The sequence below is a fragment of the Methyloceanibacter sp. genome (assembly GCF_050728395.1).
GTDB lineage: Bacteria > Pseudomonadota > Alphaproteobacteria > Rhizobiales > Methyloligellaceae > Methyloceanibacter.
This window is the reverse complement of sequence record NZ_JBOHJB010000001.1, coordinates 99,142-123,100: the sequence shown is the minus strand read 5'-3', so window position 1 is coordinate 123,100 and position 23,959 is coordinate 99,142. Positions and strand designations below refer to the sequence as shown.

At 59.2% G+C, this 23,959-nt stretch carries 19 protein-coding genes; 14 read left to right on the top strand and 5 right to left on the bottom strand.

The window, feature by feature from the left end; translation table 11 throughout:
- The first annotated feature begins 13 nt into the window (after nucleotides 1–13).
- The 5 genes from ACREC7_RS00545 to ACREC7_RS00525 are packed head-to-tail and all read left to right on the top strand — an operon-like array spanning nucleotide 14 to nucleotide 4,783.
- The gene (locus tag ACREC7_RS00545) at nucleotides 14–2,515 is read left to right on the top strand and encodes a PAS domain-containing protein (protein ID WP_431553728.1); all 2,502 of its coding nucleotides are present in this window, start codon (nucleotides 14–16) and stop codon (nucleotides 2,513–2,515) included.
- 13 nt (nucleotides 2,516–2,528) lie between these two features.
- Nucleotides 2,529–3,089 carry a SiaB family protein kinase gene (locus ACREC7_RS00540; RefSeq protein ID WP_431553727.1) on the top strand — a complete coding sequence of 187 codons (561 nt, stop codon included), beginning with the start codon at nucleotides 2,529–2,531 and terminating at the stop codon, nucleotides 3,087–3,089.
- 10 nt (nucleotides 3,090–3,099) lie between these two features.
- Nucleotides 3,100–3,489 carry a DUF1987 domain-containing protein gene (locus tag ACREC7_RS00535; RefSeq protein ID WP_431553726.1) on the top strand — a complete coding sequence of 130 codons (390 nt, stop codon included), beginning with the start codon at nucleotides 3,100–3,102 and terminating at the stop codon, nucleotides 3,487–3,489.
- Nucleotides 3,489–4,511, top strand: coding sequence for an adenylate/guanylate cyclase domain-containing protein (locus ACREC7_RS00530; protein WP_431553774.1), 1,023 nt, complete (start codon nucleotides 3,489–3,491; stop codon nucleotides 4,509–4,511). Before ACREC7_RS00535 ends, ACREC7_RS00530 begins: the two co-directional genes overlap by 1 nt.
- Before the next feature lie 47 nt (nucleotides 4,512–4,558).
- Nucleotides 4,559–4,783, top strand: coding sequence for a ribbon-helix-helix domain-containing protein (locus tag ACREC7_RS00525; protein ID WP_431553725.1), 225 nt, complete (start codon nucleotides 4,559–4,561; stop codon nucleotides 4,781–4,783).
- Nucleotides 4,784–4,831: 48 nt separating this feature from the next.
- On the opposite strand, the gene ACREC7_RS00520 is transcribed toward ACREC7_RS00525, so the two are convergent.
- Both ACREC7_RS00520 and rfbC read right to left on the bottom strand, forming a co-directional pair.
- Nucleotides 4,832–6,253 (bottom strand): mannose-1-phosphate guanylyltransferase/mannose-6-phosphate isomerase, encoded by a 1,422-nt coding sequence (locus ACREC7_RS00520; protein WP_431553724.1) that lies wholly within the window; start codon nucleotides 6,251–6,253, stop codon nucleotides 4,832–4,834.
- Between the two features lie 178 nt (nucleotides 6,254–6,431).
- Nucleotides 6,432–7,142, bottom strand: coding sequence for a dTDP-4-dehydrorhamnose 3,5-epimerase (rfbC, locus tag ACREC7_RS00515; RefSeq protein ID WP_431553723.1), 711 nt, complete (start codon nucleotides 7,140–7,142; stop codon nucleotides 6,432–6,434).
- Nucleotides 7,143–7,183: 41 nt separating this feature from the next.
- On the opposite strand from rfbC, the gene rfbB reads away from it, so the two are divergent.
- On the top strand, nucleotides 7,184–8,302 hold the full coding sequence (gene rfbB / locus ACREC7_RS00510; protein ID WP_431553722.1) for a dTDP-glucose 4,6-dehydratase: 1,119 nt from the start codon (nucleotides 7,184–7,186) through the stop codon (nucleotides 8,300–8,302).
- 97 nt (nucleotides 8,303–8,399) lie between these two features.
- A complete protein-coding gene (gene galE, locus ACREC7_RS00505; RefSeq protein WP_431553721.1) occupies nucleotides 8,400–9,383 on the top strand; it encodes a UDP-glucose 4-epimerase GalE in 984 nt (327 codons plus the stop codon).
- A gap of 15 nt (nucleotides 9,384–9,398) precedes the next feature.
- On the opposite strand, the gene ACREC7_RS00500 is transcribed toward galE, so the two are convergent.
- Nucleotides 9,399–10,868: a hypothetical protein gene (locus tag ACREC7_RS00500; RefSeq protein WP_431553720.1), complete on the bottom strand. Its 1,470-nt coding sequence runs from the start codon at nucleotides 10,866–10,868 to the stop codon at nucleotides 9,399–9,401.
- A gap of 581 nt (nucleotides 10,869–11,449) precedes the next feature.
- Between ACREC7_RS00500 and ACREC7_RS00495 the strand changes: the two genes are divergently transcribed.
- The 5 genes from ACREC7_RS00495 (at nucleotide 11,450) to ACREC7_RS00475 (ending at nucleotide 18,865) form a co-directional block, all read left to right on the top strand.
- On the top strand, nucleotides 11,450–13,924 hold the full coding sequence (locus ACREC7_RS00495) for a glycosyltransferase (RefSeq protein WP_431553719.1): 2,475 nt from the start codon (nucleotides 11,450–11,452) through the stop codon (nucleotides 13,922–13,924).
- A 251-nt stretch (nucleotides 13,925–14,175) separates the two neighbouring features.
- On the top strand, nucleotides 14,176–15,447 hold the full coding sequence (locus ACREC7_RS00490; protein ID WP_431553718.1) for a sulfotransferase family protein: 1,272 nt from the start codon (nucleotides 14,176–14,178) through the stop codon (nucleotides 15,445–15,447).
- Between the two features lie 13 nt (nucleotides 15,448–15,460).
- On the top strand, nucleotides 15,461–17,068 hold the full coding sequence (locus ACREC7_RS00485) for a hypothetical protein (RefSeq protein WP_431553717.1): 1,608 nt from the start codon (nucleotides 15,461–15,463) through the stop codon (nucleotides 17,066–17,068).
- Nucleotides 16,974–17,861: a class I SAM-dependent methyltransferase gene (locus ACREC7_RS00480; RefSeq protein ID WP_431553716.1), complete on the top strand. Its 888-nt coding sequence runs from the start codon at nucleotides 16,974–16,976 to the stop codon at nucleotides 17,859–17,861. The genes ACREC7_RS00485 and ACREC7_RS00480 overlap by 95 nt, the downstream gene beginning before the upstream one ends.
- The gene (locus ACREC7_RS00475; protein WP_431553715.1) at nucleotides 17,858–18,865 is read left to right on the top strand and encodes a glycosyltransferase family 2 protein; all 1,008 of its coding nucleotides are present in this window, start codon (nucleotides 17,858–17,860) and stop codon (nucleotides 18,863–18,865) included. The genes ACREC7_RS00480 and ACREC7_RS00475 overlap by 4 nt, the downstream gene beginning before the upstream one ends.
- Nucleotides 18,866–18,942: 77 nt before the next feature.
- Here ACREC7_RS00475 and ACREC7_RS00470 read toward each other — a convergent pair whose 3' ends face one another.
- Nucleotides 18,943–20,607 (bottom strand): hypothetical protein, encoded by a 1,665-nt coding sequence (locus ACREC7_RS00470; protein ID WP_431553714.1) that lies wholly within the window; start codon nucleotides 20,605–20,607, stop codon nucleotides 18,943–18,945.
- 119 nt (nucleotides 20,608–20,726) lie between these two features.
- On the opposite strand from ACREC7_RS00470, the gene ACREC7_RS00465 reads away from it, so the two are divergent.
- Complete coding sequence (locus ACREC7_RS00465; protein WP_431553713.1) at nucleotides 20,727–21,125, top strand: hypothetical protein; 399 nt, start codon at nucleotides 20,727–20,729, stop codon at nucleotides 21,123–21,125.
- Nucleotides 21,126–21,135: 10 nt separating this feature from the next.
- Nucleotides 21,136–22,320, top strand: coding sequence for an acyltransferase family protein (locus ACREC7_RS00460; protein ID WP_431553712.1), 1,185 nt, complete (start codon nucleotides 21,136–21,138; stop codon nucleotides 22,318–22,320).
- A 30-nt stretch (nucleotides 22,321–22,350) separates the two neighbouring features.
- Here ACREC7_RS00460 and ACREC7_RS00455 read toward each other — a convergent pair whose 3' ends face one another.
- Nucleotides 22,351–23,910, bottom strand: a complete 1,560-nt coding sequence (locus ACREC7_RS00455) for a hypothetical protein (protein ID WP_431553711.1) — start codon at nucleotides 23,908–23,910, stop codon at nucleotides 22,351–22,353.
- Nucleotides 23,911–23,959: the final 49 nt, after the last annotated feature.

Sequence of the window (23,959 nt, the reverse complement as noted above, 5' to 3'; positions counted from 1 at the left end):
GATGGTTGGGCTCATGACCACTTTGAGAGAATGTGCCGATACGGCCGCGGCCGCACTGGCCGAGAAGCTGCGCGCTTCCAAGGGCAAGGTCGATGCCAAGGCGATCGCCGAAATCATCGAGACGGTCCTCAATGAGGCAACCAGCGAACGCGACAAAGGGGCGCAACGGCGTCTGGTCGATCTCCAGGCATCGATGCAGGAACGGCTCACCAGGCTGCTCGATGCCTCGCCCGCCGTGATCTACAGCTTCAAGGCTAGGGACGACTTCGCGCCGATCTTCGTGAGCGGCAATATCGACCGGCTTCTCGGCTACAGCGCCGATAAGTACCTGAAGAACGCGGATTTCTGGCGCGAGCGGGTGCACCCCGACGATATCGCCGCCATCGAAGCCGAGCAAACCAAGCTGTTCGAAAACGGCCAGCACACCACCGAATACCGCTTCCGGCAGAAGAACGGCGCCTACCGCTGGGTCAGCGACGAGCAGCATGTGATCCGCGACGAGAAGGGAGACCCGCTCGAGATCGTGGGCTCCTGGAGCGACATCACCGCGCGCAAGAAGGCGGAGGAGGCCGAGGACGCCTTGCAGGCCCGCCTCGCTCTGCTGCTCGAAACCGCGCCCGCGGTCATCTACAGCTTCAAGGCAAGCGGCGATTATGCGCCGACCTTCGTCAGCGAGAACATCAAGCGCCTGCTCGGCTACTGTCCCGACAAATATCTCAAGAACGCCGACTTCTGGCGGAAGCGCGTCCATCCGGACGATCTTGCGCACGTGGAAGCCGAGCAGGTCAAGGTGTTCGAGCAGGATCGCCATTCGGCCGAATACCGCTTCCGCAACATCGACGGAACCTACCGCTGGCTCAGCGACGAGCAGCATCTGATCCGCGACGAGAAGGGAGAGCCGCTCGAGATCGTGGGCTCGTGGAGCGACATCACCCAGCGCAAGGCGGCGGAACAGGCCGAAGATGCCCTGAAAGCGCGCATCTCGCTTTTGCTAGAAAGCGCGCCAGCCGTGGTCTACAGCTTCGCCGCGACCGGCGACTTTGCCCCCACCTTCATCAGCGAAAACGTCAAGCGCGTTCTGGGCTATTGCCCCGACGAGTACCTGAAGAATGCCGATTTCTGGCGCGCCCGCGTCCATCCTGAGGACCTTGCCGCCGTGGAGGCCGAGCAAGTCAAGCTGTTCGAGCACGGCAGCCACATCGCCGAATATCGCTTCCGCAAGAAGGACGGCACCTATTGCTGGGTGAGCGATGAGCAGCATCTGATCCGCGACCATCACGGCCAGCCGATGGAGGTGGTCGGTTCCTGGAGCGAGGTCACCGCGCGCAAGACGGCCGAGCAGGCCGCCCTGCAAGCGAGCGAGCAGCGCCTGACCGACGCCGTCGAATCGATCTCGGAAGGCTTCTCCCTTTTCGACACGCAAGACCGTCTCGTCCTCGGCAACTACAAATACAAGGAGCTGTTCGATCATGGCGAGGGTCCGCCCAAGCCCGGCATGACCTATGAGGAGATCCTGCGCACGGCGGTGGAGAGCGGTCTCATTCAAGATGCGAGAAGCCGCCCCAAGGCATGGATCGAGGAGCGTCTGGCGCAGCACCGCAATCCTGGCGAGCCGGTGTTGGAGCATCGCGCCAATGGAAGCTGGATTCAGGTCAGTGAGCGGCGCACCGAGAATGCCGGCAGGGTCGCCGTCTACAGCGATCTGACCGAGCTCAAAGAGAGCGAACAGCGCGCCGCCGCCGCCAACCAGCTCATCCTGCAAAGCTTGCGCTATGCGCGGCGCATCCAAGCCGCGATCCTGCCGCAGCTGCGCGAGCTCGCCACCGTGAGCGACGATCATTTCCTGATCTGGGAGCCGCGCGACATCGTCGGCGGCGACTTCTTCTGGTTTCAGCCGATCCGCGACGGCCACGCCGTCATCGTCGGCGATTGCACCGGACACGGCGTTCCCGGGGCGTTCATGACGCTCGTCGCCTGGGGCATGCTCGACCGCATGCTGCAATTGGCGCCGAGCGAGAATCCGAGCGAGGTTCTCGCCGGCTTGCACCGCGGCGTGCAAACACTGCTCGGCCAGGATCAGAAGACCGGCGAGACCGATGACGGGCTTGAAGCCGGGGTCTGCTTCATCAATCCCGATCGTCGGAAGATGGCCTTTGCCGGTGCGCGCTTCTCGTTGTGGCGGTCGAATGAGAGGGGCGTCACCGAGATCAAGGGAGATCGCAAGGGCGTGGGCTATCGCCGCTATCCGAAGGAGACGAGCTTTACCGACATTACGCTCCCCTATGGTGAGGGGGACTCCTTCTACATGACCACCGACGGGCTGATCGATCAGATCGGCGGCCCGCGCGGGCGGTCCTTCGGCAAGAGACGTTTCCAGACGCTGCTAAAGAAATATCAAGGACATCCGATGCAAATTCAGGCCGAGGCGGTGCGCACCGAGCTGGCCAGGTATCAGGGCCAGCAGATCAGGCGCGACGACCTAACCATACTGGGCTTTGTTCCGCTCGGACGTTAGGGGACGCAACGACATGGACGGACGCGACCTCTTCGACCTCCGCGCTACGCTGAAAAGGCAAGGCATTATCTTTGCATTTAGCGGCTACATGACGGAAACGGTGCTGAGCGGCGTCGGCGAGGCCATCAAGCAGAAGCTGACCATCGACGACGCCGACACCAAGACGCTGCGCAGCGTGTTCGCGGTGTTCGTCGAGCAGATGCAGAACATCATCCGCTATTCCGCCGAACTGGCCGCCCAGTCGTCGGCAGGCGACAGCCCGCTGCTGGAGATCCGGTACGGGATTGTGACCATCGGTCAGGAGGGCGGCGAGTACGTCGTCCAGGCGGGTAATCTCGTGGCGCAGAAGGATGTTGAGCGGCTACGCACGCGCTTGATCAAGATCAGGGATATGAATAAGGAGGAGCTTCGCGCCGTGCATAAGGAGCAGCTGCGAGCCGCGCCGGAGGAGGGCAGCAAGGGCGCCGGCCTCGGCATCATGGAAATCGCGCGCCGCGCATCGAAACCGATCGAGTTCGACTTTACCGATGTCGACGACGGCCACGCATTCTTCACCCTCAAGGCCAGGGTATGAGGACTGTGGAATGATGTGGAAATTCGAAATCCCCGCCACCGCCCGCACTCCAGCGGTGACATTCGACTTCGCCGAAAATCACTTGAAGCTCACGGGAGAGTCTTACCCAGAGGACGTGACCGAGTTTTACAAACCAATCTTCGAGGCCCTCGATACCTATCTGGGAAAGCTCGGCAAGGGCAGTTGCCGCTTCGACATTGAGCTCATCTACCTCAATTCGAGCAGCGCCAAGGCCGTCATGATGTTGATGGATAAGCTCGATGCCGCGGCGGCAAATGGGGCCTTGATCGAGGTTTTCTGGTATTACGACCGGGAAGACGACACCATGCAGGAGCTCGGCGAGGAATTCGGCGAGGATCTGGTCAACGCTAAATTTCATCTCGAGAAGATGGCTGAGTGATGTCAAGCGATGATCTCTTTGTCGCTGAAGAGGGAGTGATCGCGGCGGCTGAGCGCTTGCTTGCCGATGGAGTCTTCGACAGCCCGGACGAGCAGAAAAACTTCGAGCAGCTGCTCAAGAGCTACCAGAAGCTGTTCCGTACCGCGCGCAGGCTGATGCGCCTTGGCGATCACAACGAGCGGCAATTGAACGCCGCGGCCGAAGTCATCGCCCAAAAGAACAAGGAGCTTGAGTCGCTCTCTACCAAGCTGTCGAAATATCTCTCGCCGCAGATCTACAACTCGATCTTCACCGGCGCGCAAGGCGTCGAGATAGCTTCCAGCCGCAAGAAGCTGACCATCTTCTTCTCCGACGTGGTCAATTTCACCGAGACCACCGACAAGCTTGAGTCCGAGGATCTCACCAATCTGCTCAACAGGTACCTTACCGAGATGTCGGATATCGCGCTCAAACATGGCGCCACCATCGACAAATATATTGGCGACGCGATCATGGTGTTCTTCGGCGACCCCGAATCGAGAGGGTTGAAGGAGGATGCCCGCGCCTGCGTGCGCATGGCTATTGCCATGCTGGGGCGAATGCGCGAGCTGCGCTCGGAATGGCAGGAATTGGGAGCCGAGAAGCCATTTCGAGTGCGCATCGGCATCAACACGGGCTATTGCACCGTCGGCAATTTCGGCAGCAACGACCGCATGGACTATACCATTATCGGCAATGCCGTGAACCTGACCGCGCGGCTGCAATCCCATGCCGAGATCGACGGCGTTCTTCTGGGTCACGAGACCTATTCGCTGGTGAAGGATGAAGTGGCCGCGGAAGAGCAGACGCCGATCAAGGTGAAGGGCTTCGCTGAGCCGATCCGCTGCTACAAGGTGCTCGGCCTTTACGACCACCTCGCCGAGGAGGGAACCGTGATCCGCGAGGAACTGGAGGGGTTCAAATTCCACCTCAATCTGCAAAAGCGCGACAAGGGGGATGCGATCCGCATCCTTGAAGGCATCCTGTCGCGCCTCAAGGCTTGAATTGGCTCTAGGGTGAGGGGAAAGCGCGGGCCCAAAGGAGACTGGCCATGGCGCCCAGGCGCAAGCTGATCGGCTTCGACCCTGAGACCTGGCAGGCGCTCGAGCTCTTGTCCCGCGACAGAGGCAAGGATCTGCAGGAACTTGCCGATGAGGCGTTCGCCGATTTGTTGGCCAAGCACCACCGGCCGCGGACGTTGAAGGAGGCCCTCAAGCAAAGCACGCGCAGCGAGCCGGCCAACGAGAACAGGCCGCCAAAGCGGCGTGGCTCCTGACCTTTCCGTCGCGCGTCTGCCTCCAGCGCCAGGAAGGCCCCGTTGCCACTATTCGTTCGAATGCCGGTGGTAGACGTCCTCGAATCTGACGATGTCGTCCTCGTCGAGATATGGCCCCGACTGGACCTCGATGATAAACGCCGGGATCTTGCCTGGATTGGCAAGCCGATGCTTTTTCCCGATTGGAATGAAGGTGGATTGGTTCTCGCTTAACAGTTCCACTTCATCGCCCTTGGTGACTTCGAGCGTCCCGGTCACGATGACCCAGTGCTCCGAGCGGTGGAAGTGGCTCTGCAGCGACAGCTTCGCTCCCGGTTTCACCATGATGCACTTGACCTGGTATCGGCTGCCTTTGTTGATGCTCTGATACCATCCCCATGGCCGGTATACGCGGCTGTGATGCAGCGTGTGCGAGCGACCGTTGCCCTTCAGGTGCTCGACGATCGTCTTTACCGACTCGGCGTATTCCTTCGAGACAACGAGGACGGCGTCCTCCGTCGCCACCACGATCGTGTCGCTGACACCGACCAGAGCGACACAAGCATGGTCGCTATAGGCAAGACTGTTGCTCGTTTGCTCGAGAACGATCTCGCCTTCTCCGAGGGCGACGTTGCCGGTGCTGTCTTTCTCAAGTAAGCCCCACAGCGAGGACCATGAGCCCATATCGCTCCACGGCGTATTGAGAGGCACGCACTGCATGTTGCCCGCCTTCTCGGCCACGGCATAGTCGAGCGAGATGGCGGGCGCCTTCGCGTAGCTGCCGTTGAGGCGCAAGAAGCCCAAATCGTCCGTCGCCTCCTCGAGCGCGTCGCGGCAAGCTTTCAGAACCTCGGGTGCGAGACCTTCCAGGAGATCGATCAGCGTAGCGGCTTTGAACAGGAATATGCCTGCGTTCCAGAAGAAGTTGCCGGCGTCGATGAACTCTTCCGCAGCCTCCCGCGATGGCTTTTCCACAAAGCGCCGCACCCTCAGAACCTGAGAATTGCTTTTCTCGGTCTCGATATAGCCGTAACCGGTGTGCGGGCAGTCAGGCTCAATACCGAAGATGACGAAGGCGCCTTCCTCCGCGGCGCTCGCACCGACGGCGATCGCACGGGCAAATGCAGCCGCATCGGGAATCATGTGGTCGGAGGGGACGATTAGCACCAAGGCGTCTGGATCTGACCGCGAGGCCAGCAAGGCGGCAACACAGGCCGCCGGAGCCGTGTTCCTTCCGACTGGCTCTAGAACGATCCCAGCCGGCTTGATGTCCGCTTCCTCAAGCTGCTCGGCAACGAGGAAGCGATGATGTTGGTTCGACAAGATGATTGGAGCGGCGAAGAGATCGCCGGTAAGCCGCCTGCAGGTCTGCTGAAACAGCGTCTCTTGCCAAGCAATTTTGTGAAATTGCTTGGGCAACGCCTCCCGAGAAAGCGGCCAAAGCCTGGTGCCCGAGCCGCCACACAGGATGAAGGGCGAAACTTTGCGCAACTGATACTCCAAGCCTACGGTCTGCTCTCCAGGCGTGCTTAGCATAGAGATTCAACTTATTAGCGGCATCTAAAAAGCATGCTCGGTGGCGCGTAGGGGGTAGGCGCAAGGCCGCGTCAGCGCGAAGACTGCCCCCAAAAATTGGCCATTGTCCTGGCGATGGGTGAGCAAACAGGACTTACGGGAAATAGCCTGTTTGCGGGTCGAAGGGCGGCAGCAGCCGATCCTTGTCGGAAGTAATGATGGAGGCCTGATCGAAGCCCCAGTCGATGCCAAGGCGAGGGTCGTCGAAGCGAATTCCAGAATCGTGCTCCGGCGCGTAGTAGTTGGAGACTTTGTAGCTCAGCACCGTATCAGGCTCGAGGGCCAGAAAGCCGTGCGCGAAGCCTATCGGAACGAAGACTTGATTGCCTTCTTCGGCATTGAGCACAATGGAAAAATGCCGGCCAAAACTGGGTGAGCTGTGCCTGATGTCGACAACCACGTCGCGCGCGGCACCTTGCACCACGCTCACGAGCTTGACCTGGGCAAACGGCTCTTTCTGAAAATGGAGTCCGCGAAGTATCCCTGGCGACTTCGACACCGAGAGGTTGTCCTGGACGAAATCGACGTTGATGCCGGCATCGGCCAAGCGGCGCTTGCTGTAGGTCTCGCTGAAGAAACCGCGATTATCGCGAAAGCGCTTTGGCTTCAGCACCAGAACGCCGGCGAGCGGAGTAAGAGTGATATCCATGGCTGGGCTGACGGCTTTTCCCCTGACTCTTCTTCTCATAGTTTCTTGCCACGCGCTACGGGTGCCGGTGCCGCGGGCTGGAATGCCGTAAGTGACGATGACACCGCGATTTTTCGGCTGGCAGGTACGGTTGACATGCTTTGACGAGTTGCGCATGCTTCCGCAACTGGGCGTTGGTTACAGGAGGGCACGGGGGCATGAAGGTGATCGTGACCGGAGGGGCCGGCTTCATTGGCTCGGCCGTCTGTCGGCACCTGATACGTTCCACGGACTGGTCGGTCATCAACCTCGACAAGCTCACTTACGCCGCCAATCTCGCCTCGCTCGCGAGCATCGCCGCAAGCCCGCGCTACCGATTTGTACAAGCAGACATCGCCGATCGCGAGACCGTACGTGCTCTGTTCGAGCAAGTGCGGCCGGATGCGGTTCTGAACCTCGCAGCGGAATCCCATGTCGACCGCTCGATCGACTCGGCCGGTGACTTCATCCACACCAATATCGTCGGCACCTTTGTGCTTTTGGAAGAAGCGCGCCGCTTTTTCGACCGTCTTACCCCAAACCGGCGCAAGGCATTCCGCTTCCACCACATCTCCACCGATGAGGTCTTCGGCGAGCTCGGACCCGCCGGCAAGTTCGTAGAGAGCACTCCCTACGATCCATCCTCGCCTTACTCCGCGAGCAAGGCTGCTTCCGACCACCTGGTTCGCGCCTGGGGCCGGACCTACGGACTGCCGGTGCTGCTTACCAATTGCTCCAACAATTACGGGCCGTATCAATTCCCCGAGAAGCTCGTGCCGCTGATGATCCTGCGCGCGCTCAAGGGCGAGACGCTCCCCGTCTATGGCGCCGGCGACAACGTTCGCGACTGGCTGCACGTGGAGGACCACGCCGCCGCGCTTTTGACCGTGCTCAAGAACGCCGAGCCAGGCACGACCTACAACGTCGGCTGCTCTGCCGAGCGGCGCAATCTCGACATGGTCGAGGCCATCTGCGATCTTGTCGACGAGATTGCTGGGCCTTTAGCCTCAGGTCCGCGGCGAGGGCTCATCACCTTCGTTGCCGACCGGCTCGGTCACGACAAGCGTTACGCCATCGATGCGGACAAGCTCACCACACGGCTCGGCTGGAAGCCGGCTTACGATCTTGACTCCGGATTGCGCCAGACGGTCGAATGGTATCTCGGCAACGAGGCATGGTGGGGCCCCCTCGTAAAGCGGGGCGACGCGCTGAAACGCCTCGGTACCGCCAAGGTGGGGGTTCAGAGCGTATTGATCGATAGGGGTCAACTCATGGCGCCGAAGAGCGCCCGCGTCTAAGGAAGCGAGCCACGGAACGTGGTGGCGAAGCCAAGGGTTTCATGAACCCGACAGATCACCGTCTAGCCTCGGAAGACTTCGATCGGGAAGAACGCGCGTGAGCGTTCTCGTCACCGGCGGAGCCGGCTATATCGGCAGCCACGCGGTGCTCGAGCTGCTCGACGCCGGTGAAGAGGTGATCGTCCTCGATAATTTGTCGACAGGATTTCGCAGCGCGGTTCCCGCTGCGGCGCAGCTAGTGGTGGGAGATGTCGGTGATCAGGGTCTGGTCCGACAAATCCTCTCCGAGGCTGGAGTCGACGCGATATTGCATTTCGCCGGGTCCATCATAGTGCCCGAGTCGGTCAGCGATCCGCTCGGCTATTATCTGAACAACACCTGCAAATCCCGCAATCTCATCGCTTGCGCCGTCGAAGCCGGCCTCAAGCATTTCATTTTCTCGTCCACCGCGGCGGTTTACGGCATCGGTGGCGACGATCCCATCGACGAGGATGCGCCCATCGATCCGATCTCTCCCTATGGGAGCTCCAAGCTCATGACCGAGACCATGCTTCGCGATGCAGCGAAGGCCCACGACTTCACCTATTTGGCCTTGCGCTATTTCAACGTCGCCGGTGCCGATCCTCGCGGGCGTGCCGGTCAATCGACACGAGCCGCCACCCATCTCATCAAGGTTGCTGCGCAGGCGGCGCTCGGCGAAAGGCCTTGGGTGGAGGTGTTCGGCGATGACTACCCGACGCCTGATGGGACCGGCGTGCGCGACTACATCCATGTTACGGACCTCGCCCGTGCCCATCTCGCCGCTCTGCGCTATCTGCGCGCCGGCGGCGAAAGCACGGTGCTCAACTGCGGCTATGGCCGGGGCTTCTCCGTGTTGGAAGTGATCTCGTCAGTCAGGCGCGCCGCCAAATGGGACGTCCCGGTTCGTCGGGCGGCGAGGCGCCGGGGCGATCCAGCCACGTTGGTGGCGACGGCCGACCGCGTGCGCACCATTTTGGGCTGGCGACCGGAGCTCGACGATCTCGACACGATCGTGGCTCACGCGCTTCTTTGGGAGCGCCATCTGCAGTCTACTCGATGATTGGCCGCTTCCGTCTCAACTGGCCGCGCTGACCAAAGCTGGGCGTCGCCAAAGAGTAGGCACGGCGCATAAGACTTGTCCCAGCTGGAGACATGTCAACCACGCCACAGGTTGCAAATACCGGATGACCGCTTCAGTACCCAGCGCGCAGTTCACGACCATCAGCGCGCAAACCACGACCCCAATGAAAATGCTTGAGCTTCGATACGAGCCGGCAGTGACTATTGTGAGCAGCGACAACAGGGGGGACAGGAGTAGGAAGCGATACCAGTAGAAGGCCGAAACATGCCACTGTTTCACCAAACTCGATTGCAAGTGGTGTCCCGACAAGTCCTCGTCGTAGTGCTCATTAAAGTACTTGAGCAAATAGTCGGAGAGTTCCCGGTCGCCTTGCTCCTTAACAAGGCGCTTATTCATGATCTCCCTGTCCCAAAAATCTGTGTAAGTTTCCCAAGCAAGGTTTGCGACCCCCAAGGGGTCGCGAAGCGCGGCATTCCGTGCAATTTTCCCGGCCAATTTCTGGGCAAACAAATAATTCCCATTCTCGGCTTTTATTATGACTCCGACTAATCCATCTGGCCAAAATCTGTTCACAGACCGATTAGATCTCCGACTGAGCTCATATTTCACATTCGGCAAAATAAGGTTCGCGACTCTCTCATTCGGAAAATCGACTTGGGAAATAATTGGTGCCCAGGCCGCAACGAGAAAGAAGCCGCCGCCCGCGTTGTACGAGGGAGGAGACCCGGTCATGTACGAGAAGTACTGCTTGTAGGCCGCATGAAACCCAGCGGTCGCGCCGACGGCCAGGACTGCGTGCAAGAGGAACACGGGGAGAAATTTCTTCCCGGCACGCAGCTCCTGCCATAAGCGAGGGGCGCCCAGTAGCACCACTGCGGCGGTTGCTATCACAATCATCGGAATGAAGCTCGTGCGCAGACTGAGTGCGACCGCGCCGATCAGGGCAAGGAGTACGACGAGGTACCATCGCGGCTGCCGAATATAGACAAGGCCCACAAGGACAAAGAGGGCGAGAAAAAATAGGGCCACGGTCTCTGTCAGGATGAGCCGTTCCTGAGTAAGAGCCAAAGGCTCGAAGGCGTAGGTGATCGCGGTAACAGCGACGACCCACGGCGGCGCGTCGAAACCCACTCGCAGGCACATGCCGGCGAGGATGCAAGAGGCGCCTGAGACCAAAGACTGAGCTACGACAACGGCTCCCAAACTGCCGAATAACGCCAGAATTGGACGGATGAAAAATAATCCATAGGTGAATGATCTGTCGTCCGGCATTGAATCTGAGATTGCCGAAGAGAGATAAACTGCCGAATCCCCAAGATAGAATATTGGCAGCCGGTCGAAGAGTACGAATGCAGCTTTGATGGCAAAGATAAGTGCAACGAGTGAGGTCCAAAACAGGATATCGTGGTGGGGCGCGAGCCGACTAGATGCCGAGCCGAGACTGGGGCGGCGATACATTGACAAGTCCAACTTTATCTGCCCTCGATTGGCGCATCTGGGGGCCATGGCTGACGCCAGCCCAGGTGCACGCTAACCAAACCGCCTCTAAGATAGACGTGGGATCGAAACTCGGTAAAGACTGGGATTTGGCATGAGGCATTGGCATCGAATGATGCCGGACCACAATGGTCGTAGGGCGTTTGGAAGTCGCGTTCCGAATGGGACCTAAGTCTAATTCCCCTAGTCAGGTGGCGCGATTGAACGCCGCGTTGAGATTGCTTCGGAACCGTCTCTTTTTTTTTCGAACCTGGATCGCGGACCGTGAGACCCGAATCTTACTCTCGCTAAACTTGTTCGATCCCGAATTTTACCTTGCCAACAACGCTGACATTAGAGCGGCCGGAGTCGACCCTCTCACACACTACTTGCGGTGGGGCAAAAATGAGGGGCGGAAACCGTCAGAACGCGTCGATACGTCTGCGCTTTTCCAGTATCGACGCCAGGATCGCCGCTCGCGCGAGCGCATAAGAACCTTCGCTGCTCGGGTAGGCATTCCGCCGCAGCGTCTCGAAGAAGTTCTGGGAGAGCCGGCTCTCGGTCGGGCATTGCTGGAATCGGAAAGGAATCCCGATTTTTGGCGATGGTACGAGCGGGCGAAGGAGAGCGGCCTCTTCGATCCTGAATACTATCGAAGCGCGGTGCCGGCGGCAGACGGGATCGATCCTCTCGCCCATTACTGGATCTGGGGATACCGCAGGTGTCTGGACCCGTCTCCCCAATTCAGCAGCGCCGACTATTACATGGCCAATCCCGATGCCCGGCAAACGGGTCTCAACCCCATGCTGCATTGGATCGAATACGGACGCCCTGCCGGGCGCCCGATCTCACTTGCCGAGCGCGAAGAGAAACGCAACCTCACGCTGCCTTTCCCGATCGGTCCAGATCTCCCCGAGCAGATCGAGCTCGAGCGCTTGCGCGGTGAAGCGTATCTCGGCAGGTTCGGATTCACGTTGGAGAAGTCGTCGAGCCTCGAATTTGCCGAACAGGCGGTCGCCGATCTCACTTCGCGCATTCCTGAGCTGCCGCTCGCCCGAGAGTCTCCCGACGTTTCGATCATTATCCCGGTCTATGGTCAACCGCAGGTCTTATTGAACTGCCTTGATTCCCTTTGCGCCCAAACGAGTCGGTACACCGCCGAGATCATCGTCATGGATGACGCTTCGCCCGAGGAGACCGGCGTCGAGGCAGTCTCCTCGATTCCCTGGCTCCGCTATCTGAGGCGCGACAAGAACAAGGGATTTGTCGGCAGCTGCAATTTTGCCGCCTCCAAGGCCCGCGGGAAATATCTCCTGTTTCTCAACAACGACACGCGTGTCCTGCCAGGTTGGCTCGACGAGCTCATCGGATCGTTCGAACTGTTCCCGAAAGCGGGGCTCGTCGGCTCGAAGCTGATCAACGCCGATGGGTCCTTGCAGGATGCGGGGGGAATCGTGTGGCGGGACGGCACGGTCTGGAACTACGGCCGCGGGGAATCTCCCGAGCGTCCGGAATTTTGCTATGCGCGGCGGGTGGACTATTGCTCGGGCGCCTCGATTGCGGTCTTGGCGTCGGCGTGGGAACAAGTCGGCGGCTTCGACTTCTTCTACGCGCCGGCTTACTGCGAAGACCTCGATTTGGCCTTCAAGCTGCGGCGGGCGGGTTACGAGGTCTGGTTTCAACCGCTCTCCCTCGTTCTTCACTACGAGGGGCGGTCTCATGGGCGCGATGAGACGATTGGCATCAAGGCCTACCAAGTCAGAAACCTCAAGACCTTTTACCAGCGTTGGCGCGATGCGTTGGTAGAGCATGGGCTCCCCCATCCATTTCCGCATTCCGAAGCTGACCGAACCAGGCGCCAACGCGTGCTTGTCATGGACGCGACGACGCCGACGCCCGATCGCGACTCCGGCTCGGTGAACACGGTCGAGTTGATGCGCATATTCCTTCATATGGGATGGCACGTCGCGTTCGCACCGAGGAACTACGCCTTTGCCGGCGACTACACCAGGGCATTGCAGCGCACTGGCGTCGAGCCGATGATCGCGCCCTGCATCGCTCACTTGGGCGATGTCTTCCACAACAGGCCGCAGCTCTACGATGCCGTGATCGCCTTTCGCCTTGAGTCGCTCGATGATTGTTACGACAAGTTGCGCGTGGGTTACCCCAAGGCGCGCCTGATCTTCCACGACGTCGATCTTCACCATTTGCGGCTAAAACGCCGAGCGGAAATGCTGGGGGACCTGTCGTTGCGATTGGAAGCCGAAATGATCAAGGATCGGGAGCTGGAGCTTTTTGCCAAATGCGATTGCTCCGTGGTCGTCACCGAAGCCGAGAAGACGATGGTCCAGGAGCAGCTCCCGGTGGAGAATATTGTCGTCTATCCGTACACCATTGAAGTCCGCCGGTCGCAGCGGCCCTTCCAGCAGCGGCGGCATCTGTGCTTCATCGGCGGCTATGTCCACGACCCTAACGTCGACGCCGTCCTCTACTTTGTGCGCGAGATTTGGCCCCTCGTAAGATCGGAATTGCCGGAGGAAGCGAAGTTTCTGATCGTGGGGCCGGGCGCGCCTGAGAGTTTGCTGCGCCTCGCGGCGGAAGACATCGTCATCACCGGGCACGTCGCAGAGCTTGGCGAACTCATGGACGACTGCCGCCTGTCGGTCGTCCCGCTTCGTTATGGCGCCGGGATCAAGGGCAAGCTCGTTCGAAGCCTTGCCTACGGCCTTCCTTCAGTTGCTTCGTCGCTGGCCGTGGAAGGCATGCCGTTACAGCACGGCCGACACGTGCTGGTCGCCGACGAGCCTCAGACGTTTGCCAAGGCCATTCTGACGCTTTATCAGAATCGTCAGAAATGGCGCTCCGTTCAGGCGGCAGGCTACGATTTTGTAGAAGAGAACTATTCCTGGAAGGTCGGCCTTGAGACCTGCGAACGCATTCTTCAAGTGGCCGAGGAAACCTGGATCTCGCGCAGGGCTGCGGCGCGTCAAAAACGACTTGCTGAGATCTTGAAGGGTACCTCAGATCGGGATTCGAAAGACTAGGCCGTCACCGAACTCTGTGCGGCCACTCGGAGTGGGGGCAGTGGGTGGCAACGATCCACCGCGGTGGCGCTGTTACAGGCCGCAGGCTACGTCGTCTCCGTCACACCAAGAAAAATTCGGGAGCGAGTTTCATGCAGGAGCTTTCATTCAGCGGAAATACTGGAGAGTGGCATGAGATCGATGAGTGGATCGGCCGGCGAGCGCAGCTCGCCATCGAGCTTCCGTCACCTCTGAAACAAGTCGATGTAACGTTGAAGCTGTCGTCCGGCGACGCGAGCCTCTATCGGTATTTTCCTTTCATTTTCCAGATCTCTGCCGATGCGCCCCAGGCCGAGGTCGGCGAGATCAGGCAGGCGTTTGACGATGTCGAGGTAACGCTTGAGCGGATCCGGCCGGTCGGGTACCGCGTCGTCGTCATCGATTTTGAATCGGAGCTCTCTTGCGTTCCGGTGCAAGCCGGGATTGGCACTGACCAGCGGGATCTGGCTTTGTTGATCAAGTCGGTCATGGTGCGAGAGAGACCGGCTTCCGCGCAAGGGACAGAAAGCTGGCAGCGAAAAAACGCGAAGCTGGCATTGGATCGGCCTGATTCCAGCGCCCCAGTGTTTGTCATCGGGCCGGGCAGGTCAGGGAGCAGCGTGCTGACCTGGGCGATTGGCCAACATCCAAACATCGCATATATCGACGAGACCAACTGGCTGCCGCTGATGCTTTACGGGGCAGCGAGTGGGTTTCAAATGGCCAGCCGGGCTTCGATGAGCGCGGCGCGAAGGCTCGACATCAGCGAGGACCTGCTCCTCCAGTATATTGGCCAAGCCGTCGATCGACTTCATCGCCACGTCTTACGCGGACACGCGACCAGGGTCATGCTCACGCGCTTGGCCAATCCGACTGTCGTTTATGAGCAGGAGTTTCAGGCTGCGCGATCGAACTGGTGCCCCAAACGCCGCTGGGTCGATGGAGCGCCGGTAAACACGATGGCGACACGCATCATTGCACGCGCGTTTCCCGAATCGCAATTCATCCTTACGGTGCGCGATCCGCTGCAGGTGATCGCGTCATTCCAGCGATTCACCGCCAAAGGAGGGCCTGACTATTCCGTTCGAGACACCGCGATCTGGTGGCTGCGCGCGACTGAAGCTGGGATGAAGGCGCTGGCTGAGTTCGGTGACGGCCGGGTGTTGTTGCTTTTCTACGAGAAGTTTCTCGAGAACCCGATTGCTCTGATGCGCGCTTGCTTTCGGTTTCTCAATGAGCCGAACTTCGACGCGAGCGCACGGACATTCATGACCATCATCAACGCGACGGCCCCGCAGGGGGAGGTGGAGGAGGCGTCCTACAGCAATTGGATCGAGGATCCAGTCGTCAAACATTGCGTCGAGGTCTACGAGCAACTGAGGAATCAAGTGCCGAGCGACGAGATCTCCTGGGGCGCATTTGCCACCGGCGACCTTGCCGCCTGGGAACGCGACCTGCGGACGCGACTCATCGGCTGCTTCGCTGGAACTCCTGACACGGACTGACGGGGGAGATCCCTTGAAGGTTTCCTACCGAGGATTGGTCGTCACGGCCGTTTCGGGCCTCGCAGTCTGGGCAATCGCACGCGCCATGCGGCTCCTGCACTACACTCTAACTCTCGATCAGGCTTACTTTGTCGAGTCGTTTGATACGACGTTCCGTTATGGAGTGCCACGGTCTCGCATGCTTAAGTCAATCACCGAATATTTTAAGACGATCATTGACAAAGACGTAGCGACTGTCTGCCAGATGCCTCTGCCGGTCGATCACGGTCCAATGATGAACGTCTTCAGCTGGCACTCTCTTCCCATACTCTACTTAATAGCCCCATTGAAGTTATTCTTCGATGGAACGGTCATTGTCGCCACGCTCACTGCGCTCACTTTCGTCCTCATGATTGTCATTGTCTATGTCGCGGCACGACGTAGAAGCGTCCCGGTCCTTGCGGCGTTCAGTTTCGCCTTTCTGGTGACCGCACATCCCGTCTGGTCGCATGGCATGTTTTGGCAAATCTATCCTGACCGATTCTTTATGGTATTCGGCCTCTTATACGCGATTGCCCTCGTGTCCTATTTCGAAGAGGACCGGCGATCACCCGCTTGGCTGGCACTGCTCGTAGTGAGCGCCGTGCTCGCGACTTCTTGCACGGAGCGGGCCGGGATGATGATCAGCGCTTATACGTTCGGCTGCCTTTTGCTGTTTCGAGGACTCCATTACCGGCGGTTGGATCTCTTTCCGCTCGCGATCGCGGTGGCCACGGCAGCGTATGTCCTCGTTTATATGCGCTTCTTCCAGGACAACTATTTTTACGCCGGATTTTCCTACTTCTTCCTGCCACGCATCGTTGAAATCCTCCGCCACGGTCTCGACGAGGCGAGTACAAAATTCCTGCTAGTCAATGCGTTGGGGCTTGGGCTGCTTAGCTTATTCCAGTGGCGCCTAGCGCTTTTGGCTGCAGGCGCCATGCTGCCAAATATTCTTGGTTCCCTGGGGGGCGTAGAGAAAAGTGGCTGGTATAGCCACTATCACAGTCTGTACTTCACGTTCCTGGTCGCTGCCGCCCTCTTTGGCATGGTCCGACTTCATCAGCTTTTTCCCGATCGGCTGCGCACGATTTTGGCGAGCGTCGGAATGATCTTTTGCGGCGTGCTGCTACTGCTCATCAACTCGCGCGAACCAATACCATTGCTTGCCTTTTCGTTTTCCAATCTGAGGGACTACGCGCCGGTCAAAGTGGTGCGCCTGATAGCGGATACCAAGGACCGTCGAGATCTTAAGGCGCGTGAGGCAATGTTGCTCTCGGCAGCGGCGGCCGTGCCACCCGGCGCCACGGTCTCCGGGGTGGATCCCATGATGCCCGCTCTTTATGATGACAAGGCCTTCCGGCATATCTCAGTCTATCCGCTCGGTATCGGCGAAGCGGAATATGTGGTGGTGCCCTACAAAAAGCTCCCGGACGGGCGGCTCGAATTGTCGGGCGTGGTCAATTTCGGCGGCCCCGAGGCGCAGAAAAAAATCGCAGAATGCATGAGTGAGCGTCTCGCGAGCTCAGGATTTCGCCCAACGCTGCTGGTGCCCGCCGTTCCCGACGTCGATTGGGGAATGGCTGTGCTGCGGCGCCAATGACATCCGGCACTTCGCTTTGAGCGGTTCAAGAACGCCAGATGATACCGAGCCAAGTGACCGCGCCTCCGAGGTCCGAAAAGCGACGAATCAGAACTACGCTTATGTCGGGCGAGAACTCGACCTAGCTGCCGAAGCTGTAAACTGGAAGCGGTATTGGGGGTCCAAAGCCAAGCCTTATTTGGGTCCAAGAGTGCTTGAAGTGGGAGCTGGATTGGGCGCGAACATCGCCCATTTGTGTGGCGATAAACAGCGCTACTGGTTGGCACTGGAGCCTGACGAGAAGCAGGCGGAAAGGATCGATGCCTGCAAGACCAGAGGGGAGCTTCCCGGCGTGTGCCATTCTCGCGTGGGCACGCTATCCGACCTCGAAGCCGCTGAGACTTTCGACACTATCCTTTATGTCGACGTTCTCGAGCATATCCAAGACGACACGGCTGAAGTCGCTCTGGCTGCCCGGCATTTGAATGCGGGCGGATTTCTCGTTGTGCTTGCGCCAGCGCATCAAGCACTTTTCTCAGCACTCGACACCGCGCTTGGTCATTATCGGCGTTACAATCGGGCAAGTCTCTTGGCGCTTACCCCCCCGGAGCTAATCGTCGACAAATGCATCTATCTCGACAGCTTGGGCGTCTTGGCGAGCCTGGCCAATCGCTTTGCCCTTAAAGCGGAGGTCCCTACCGCCGCACAATACAAGCTTTGGGACCAGTTCATGATTAGGATATCCCGAGTGGTGGATCCATTCTTGGGCCATCGTGTGGGTAAATCGATACTGGCAATTTGGCAAAAAAAATGACGTCTCGTGCCTCGAGCAAAATTGGCGATGTCGAGCTGTCCGTGGTGGTGGCAATCTATGACGAGGAGGAGGTGCTGCGCCCATTTCTCGAGCGCCTGATTCCGGTACTGCGCAAGCTGACCCCGTCATATGAGATCATTTGCGTCAATGACGGCAGTGAAGATCGAAGCCTCGAAATACTGAGGGAGATGGCTGGCGGGAATCCCCATCTGAGAGTGATCGATTTTAGCCGCAACTTTGGCAAGGAGGCCGCGCTCTCCGCCGGTCTCGCGGAAGCCAGAGGCGACGCGACCGTCCTGATCGACGCAGACCTCCAGGATCCGCCCGAACTGATCGAGCGCTTCTTCGAGCTTTGGCGCCAGGGGTACGATGCCGTGTGCGGGGTGCGAACGCTCCGCCGCTTCGATACCGGCGGCAAGCGCATAACGGCCCGGGGCTTCTATCGGGCGTTCAACCTACTCAGCGACATAAAGTTGCCTGTCGACGGCGGTGACTATCGCCTTCTGTCGCGCAATGTCGTCAATGCGATCAATTCGTTGCCCGAACGGCGCCGGTTTATGAAGGGAATTTTCAGCTGGGTCGGCTTCAAGCAGGTGACGGTGCCATACGACCGCGACGCCCGGGTCGCCGGCAAGTCGGCCTGGAGCTACTGGAGACTCTGGAACTTCGCGCTCGACGGATTGACCAGTTTCACAACCTTGCCGCTCAGGCTGTGGACCTATGTGGGGCTTTCTGTTTTTGCTCTTTCGTCGCTCCTGACGGTTTTCTTCCTCACTCTGTACCTTACAGGGCGGGTCATCATTCCAGGCTTCTATTGGATCATCTTGTTGATCCTTTTTTTCGGTGCGTTGCAGATGGTCACCATGGGCATTATCGGCGAGTACATCGGCCGGATTCACGAAGAGTCGAAGATGAGACCGCTTTACCTCATTCGAGAGAAGATCGGTTTCGACAGAGCGGAAGCCGTGTCGACCACCCGGGAGGAGCCCCTGCCGCCGAAATAGGTGTCGGTCGACTAGGTCTGTCCGGTCACTCAAGAGCGAGAGCAGCTTGCCGATGGCCTGCTCTCGAATAGCAACTCTCAAGGGCAGTTCAGCGCTCGGTGTGCACTTCGCAGCCAGCGCAAGACCCCGATCACCTCGCGACCGGTGCGTTCAGAGTAAACTGTCTGCTCCGGTTCGCCTTCGTTGAAGTCCTTGATCCAACGCCGTGCGCGGTCGTCGTCGGCCTTTGGAAGATAAGCAATAGCGACATCCTTGCCCTCGCAAAAACGGCGATGGAGAAGCCCCACATCCTCATGTGAGATCAGCGTCGCCCTTCCGCGCGTGATCATCAGCGTTTGTTGCTGCAGTCCAATTTCGGGAAGCATGTAGACGCTTTCGCTGGCCCGCGGGATGGCGTCCTCGGCAAATCGATTGATTGCATCGGACATAAATCCTACGCCACCTGTCCTGCGGAGCTCGGCGAAGACCGCCGATTGTCCTGCCGCGTTCAGATAGAGAAGTACGCCGATCGATGCGATGGCGAATGCCCGGGGGAGGACAACGGAACCTGCGCCCACGATGACGGCAAGGGCCCCTGCCAGTCCGAGGTAAAAAACCGGGACCATTGGCGCAGTATGCTGCACCCAAACACGCGTGCCGAAGCATAGGCACATGATGAAGTTTGCAAGAACGAACCCCGCTGCGAGCCTGAGAAGGCGGTCTCCGCGACCAAGTATCTCGGTTATCAGCAACGTCACCAGAGGAAGCCCCAGCAGAATAAGCAATCGCCAATTTTCTCCCTGCCTCGGCAGAAACCGACCGAACATCATCGATTCATTGCCGACGTTCGATATGGCCCAATTGAGGAGATCGACTGCCCACCTGAGTCTGTCGGCTAGGCCTTCGGAGGGTCTGCCGATCTGTAACGAAGCGATCCGGTGGAGAAAGAATTTCGCTGCGGCGATGACGGACCCAAGTTCCCAGGCCGCGAGGCCGAAGCCGATAATGAAGGGAAGAAGACCGACGACGAGACCGATCAGCCAGAAGGCGGCGCGGCGGCTGCGGCTGAGTGGGAAGGCCGACGGCGCGATCAAGAAAATGAAGATCACGGCACCAAGAAAGAGATGGACGAAATAGCCGAAGCAGGCGATGCCGGTCAGCGCACCGGAAAGGATGAGCCGCCGCGCTGCCCGAGAAGTCTCGGTCGTACGCGCGGCCCAATTCACCGCGGCGGCGGAGAGGAAGACGAACGCGATGGGAAAAACCGTGACGTAGAACTGATTTCGAAAGCTGAACACGAACGCCGAATCCAGCGCCAGCGCCGCGGCGATGAGGCCGGCCAGCCAAGTCTCGAGCCGAAAGCTTATCAGCAGCACATAGAACGAGATCAGCGCGATGCCGGCGAAGACGCCATGCGTTGCGTGAATGCCGACGGCACCGGTCCCGAACAGGGCGTAGAAGGGCAGGCCAACATAAACTGGTAAGGTCCCGTGATAGACTTGGCTGAGAACTGGGAACCTGTCTGCAATCAAGTTTCCCGGGAGCGTCCAGCCGGTGAGTTTCTGAACATCGGGATTGAGAATGGGCACCACGTAGAAATCGGGGTTCGCTCCGTCCAAGTAGATGCCCGGCAAATCGATTTCAGTGACCACGCCAAAGGCTAGGATCAGGATTGCCGGGAGAACCCCAAGGAGGTAACGGCCGAACCTCGCAAGCGCGCTAACTTGCATCGGCTTGCAGGTTCCCTTGTCTTGGCCTGACATTGTTGCTTGACGACGCTATCCTCGTACTACAACCTTCGCGTTTGGTCCATGAGTTGTGCACGAAATGTCGAAAGCCGGGTTGAGTGTAGAGCGTAAGCAAATCGAGGATAGGAAAAGTAATGAAGGGGTACGTGATTTTGGGGGTAATCGCGACACTGCTGCTGCTCGGCTGTGATTCCTCCTCGACGAGATCATCCTCCACCGATGCTTCCACGTCCGCACCCGTATCGGAAGTGTCGGAAGGCGTGACCTTTAAGGTTGACCCCGAGACTTTGCGCGAGTGCGATCCGCCAGCGGTGGTAACGCTGACCTGGGATGCATCTGCCGCCGGCGCGTCGGCAGTGAAGATCTTCGTTGTTGGTGAGGACGGCAATCAAAATCTCTTTGCTTTTTTGGGAGCCCAAGGCACCGAGAAGACCGGGGCTTGGGCAAAGGCCAAGGAGGTGTTCATCTTGAAGGACGAGAACGAAAAGCAACAACTCGCAAAGTTTGTCGTCGGCTCCGAGAAATGCAAGTGAAGCCTGCCAATTGTCCGATCAGGGTCGTCGAGCCGATGATTTCAGCCGGCTCGTCGCCGTGAATCTGTTCTCGCCGCCGAGGAGACCGGGATTAGCGCCCAGCGTCGTTCCGGGAGACGCGGCAGAGAATTTGCAACCTTCCCTCGATCACTACTTAAGAAGTCCGGAACTCAATAACTTCAATTTGCTTAGGCTTCTCGCAGCGACCGCCGTTGCCTTTGGCCACTCTTTCGCGCTGTCATTGAACGGTGTCGACCTAGTAGAACCGACCACGAAGGTGCTGCCCTTCACCTATTGCGGCGATATTGCAGTCGACGTCTTTTTTCTCATCAGCGGCATCTTCGTAAGCCAAAGTCTCTTCTACGAGCGAAATGCGGCAAGTTTCGCCGTCAAGAGGTTCGCGCGCATTTGGCCAGGCTTGGTCGTCTGCCTCATCGTCTCTGTTGCTCTTGTCATCGCCGTGTCCCCGGGAATTCGCGCCGACTTATTGCGAGACCCCGCGACCTACACCTACATCCTCAACAACTCTGTTCTCAAAATGCAGTGGGGCATCCCTGGGGTGTTCGAAGGGAGACCGCAGGAAGCAATTAATGGGTCGCTATGGACTTTGCCGCTCGAAGCCAAAATGTATTGCGTGGTGCTGATCTTCGGAGTCTTGGGGATACTCTATTCGTCCTCCATGACCCTGCTGGCGGCAATCGTCATCGCGCTTGTGTTGCTCGTGTTTCCCGAAAAGGTGAGCGCCGACTTTAACGCACAAAATAAGGAGCCGAACGAGGTGTTCTGGTCCGGACTTCGACGGAATTGGAGCGGTATTGCGCTTCCTGTCTTGGTTATCGCGGTCGCAGCCCTCGGTTTCACGCTGGCGCCAGTTCCGTCGGCTGACGCTCCGCCAAAGCCGCTGGACGCCAAAATCGTTGGCTTTGGCCCCCTCCGTGTGGTCCACGGCCGGCCCTTCAATAAGCAGCCGAGCGGCGGATCGGCGATCTGGGTCAAGCTCGATCGGCCCGCACGTCAAGAATTCGTGCTCGTGCTCGCTGGCGAACGTCTGCCGACGCTCGTGAAGGACAATTCCCTGACTGCCGAGGTGCGTCCGGAACTCTACAGCACTCCTGGACCCCTCCAACTCTATGTCGAGATGATCCGTTACGGGCGGATATTGCGGTCGAACCCGGTTGTCGTGGAGGTCCAGTGAAAGCGGTCGGCCGGTTCCGATGAGGGACCCTCAAGGCAACTGCACTTCTACGGGGCAGAGCCGGTAACTCTCACCCCCGAGATTCGACGACACAGGCGCACACTCCCCCGCGCTCCGGGCGAGCGAGAGGCGAGCCATTGCCTTGGCGATATTGGCTTCCTTGGCTCCCGCCTCCAGCATCATCAACGGACCTTGGTGACCGCGAATAAGATCGCGTGCGCGGCGCGCCATGAGGTTGTCCTGATCAGGATTGACGAGCCCATTCATGCCGCCAACCCACCTGACGCTCCGATCGAAAAACGGGACAAGGTATGAGATGGGATAGGTGCCCATGATGACGACGAGCGTGTTGGGCTGAAGCGTCGGGGCCGAGATCTCAACGTATCGGTTCCTGATCGGAGCGTGACCCCACTCGAGCGGGATCGTGGTCGCGATGCAAAGTCCTGCGACTGCGGTGGCCACCACCGGCCACGCTTCACGTGTGAGAAGCGCGCCAAGCGCAAGCACGATGAAGATGCCGGAGAGCAGCTCGAGGGGAAGGAGGTACCGGTAGATCGAGAACAGCGGCAGCCAAAGCAAATAGCCGACGAGCGCAAAGATGATGAGGGCGCAAAGGCCACGAGAAAGTGGTCGCCTCATCGGATGGCCGGTCAGACGTGAGTTGAGCCAGGTCAAGGCCACGATAACGCCGAGGGCGATCGCGAGCGCCAACCTTATGTCGCGAAAGCCGAACTCGGCCACGAGGCTCGGGCGTGAATCGTGTGCCCATTCGAAGGGGTAAAACAGCCAGTCGAACCATGATTTCGGGAGAAAGCGCCGGTCCCACGGTGCCACCTTTTGCCAGTAGGGCGATTGGAACAGGGTGTTGAACATCGGCAGGAAGGGATTGCCGAAGAGCCGCCAGATCGTGAAATAATGCGGGCCTCCCGCCACGAGAAAACCGACGATCCCGCCGCCGGCAAAGCGCAGCAGGCCTCCCAACAGCATGGCGCGGGGCAGCACCAGAAGCGAGGCGGCGAGACCGAGTCCGAAAGCGCCCATCGTCAGTTTCAAGCCGACCGCCAAACCGGCGAGCATGCCGGAAATCGCAAGCGCCCGGAGTGCCAGTGTCGGGTTCGTTTGCGCGCTTTCGATCCCATAGATGGCGACAACAAGTGCCGCGAGGATCGGCGTGGCCGCCTGCAGGTCGCCCGTCACCGCGCCGATCAACGGCATCGAGCCGGCCCCGGTCGCGCCGATCAGCACGGCGAGTCCTGCGAGAACCGTACGGAGGGCCGGTGGCACGCCCTCCAAGAGATACCAGGCAAGAAGAGCGACGCAGAGAAGATTGAGCCCGTGCCCGGCCCCGAGCACAAAGGCAATCAGCCGGGGGCGGTCGTTGAACCACTCGATCAGCAAATAGAAGGGAAAATCGAGCGCCGGGTTGTAGTAACTTTGTGCCTGAGCCGGCGCGACATCGAAGAGATAGCGATGGTTGAGGGCGGCGAATGGGTTGTAGATATGATAGTTCTTGATGTCCCACATTTGGGGAATGCCCAGATGTACGCTGTAGAGACCTGCGGCGAGCGCGAACGCAAATAAGAGAGCCAAAACCACCCCATATCGAGGAAGACTTGGCCGCGTGTGTTGCATCGCTTCC

Bases quoted from the DNA above. Each gene is read 5' to 3' on its own strand.
- ACREC7_RS00470 (WP_431553714.1), bottom strand. From the start codon at position 20,607: ATGTCAGGCCAAGACAAGGGAACCTGCAAGCCGATGCAAGTTAGCGCG.
- ACREC7_RS00540 (WP_431553727.1), top strand. From the start codon at position 2,529: ATGGACGGACGCGACCTCTTCGACCTCCGCGCTACGCTGAAAAGGCAA.
- ACREC7_RS00525 (WP_431553725.1), top strand. From the start codon at position 4,559: ATGGCGCCCAGGCGCAAGCTGATCGGCTTCGACCCTGAGACCTGGCAG.
- ACREC7_RS00545 (WP_431553728.1), top strand. From the start codon at position 14: ATGACCACTTTGAGAGAATGTGCCGATACGGCCGCGGCCGCACTGGCC.
- rfbB (WP_431553722.1), top strand. From the start codon at position 7,184: ATGAAGGTGATCGTGACCGGAGGGGCCGGCTTCATTGGCTCGGCCGTC.
- ACREC7_RS00475 (WP_431553715.1), top strand. From the start codon at position 17,858: ATGACGTCTCGTGCCTCGAGCAAAATTGGCGATGTCGAGCTGTCCGTG.
- ACREC7_RS00535 (WP_431553726.1), top strand. From the start codon at position 3,100: ATGATGTGGAAATTCGAAATCCCCGCCACCGCCCGCACTCCAGCGGTG.
- ACREC7_RS00530 (WP_431553774.1), top strand. From the start codon at position 3,489: ATGTCAAGCGATGATCTCTTTGTCGCTGAAGAGGGAGTGATCGCGGCG.
- rfbC (WP_431553723.1), bottom strand. From the start codon at position 7,142: ATGCGCAACTCGTCAAAGCATGTCAACCGTACCTGCCAGCCGAAAAAT.
- ACREC7_RS00465 (WP_431553713.1), top strand. From the start codon at position 20,727: ATGAAGGGGTACGTGATTTTGGGGGTAATCGCGACACTGCTGCTGCTC.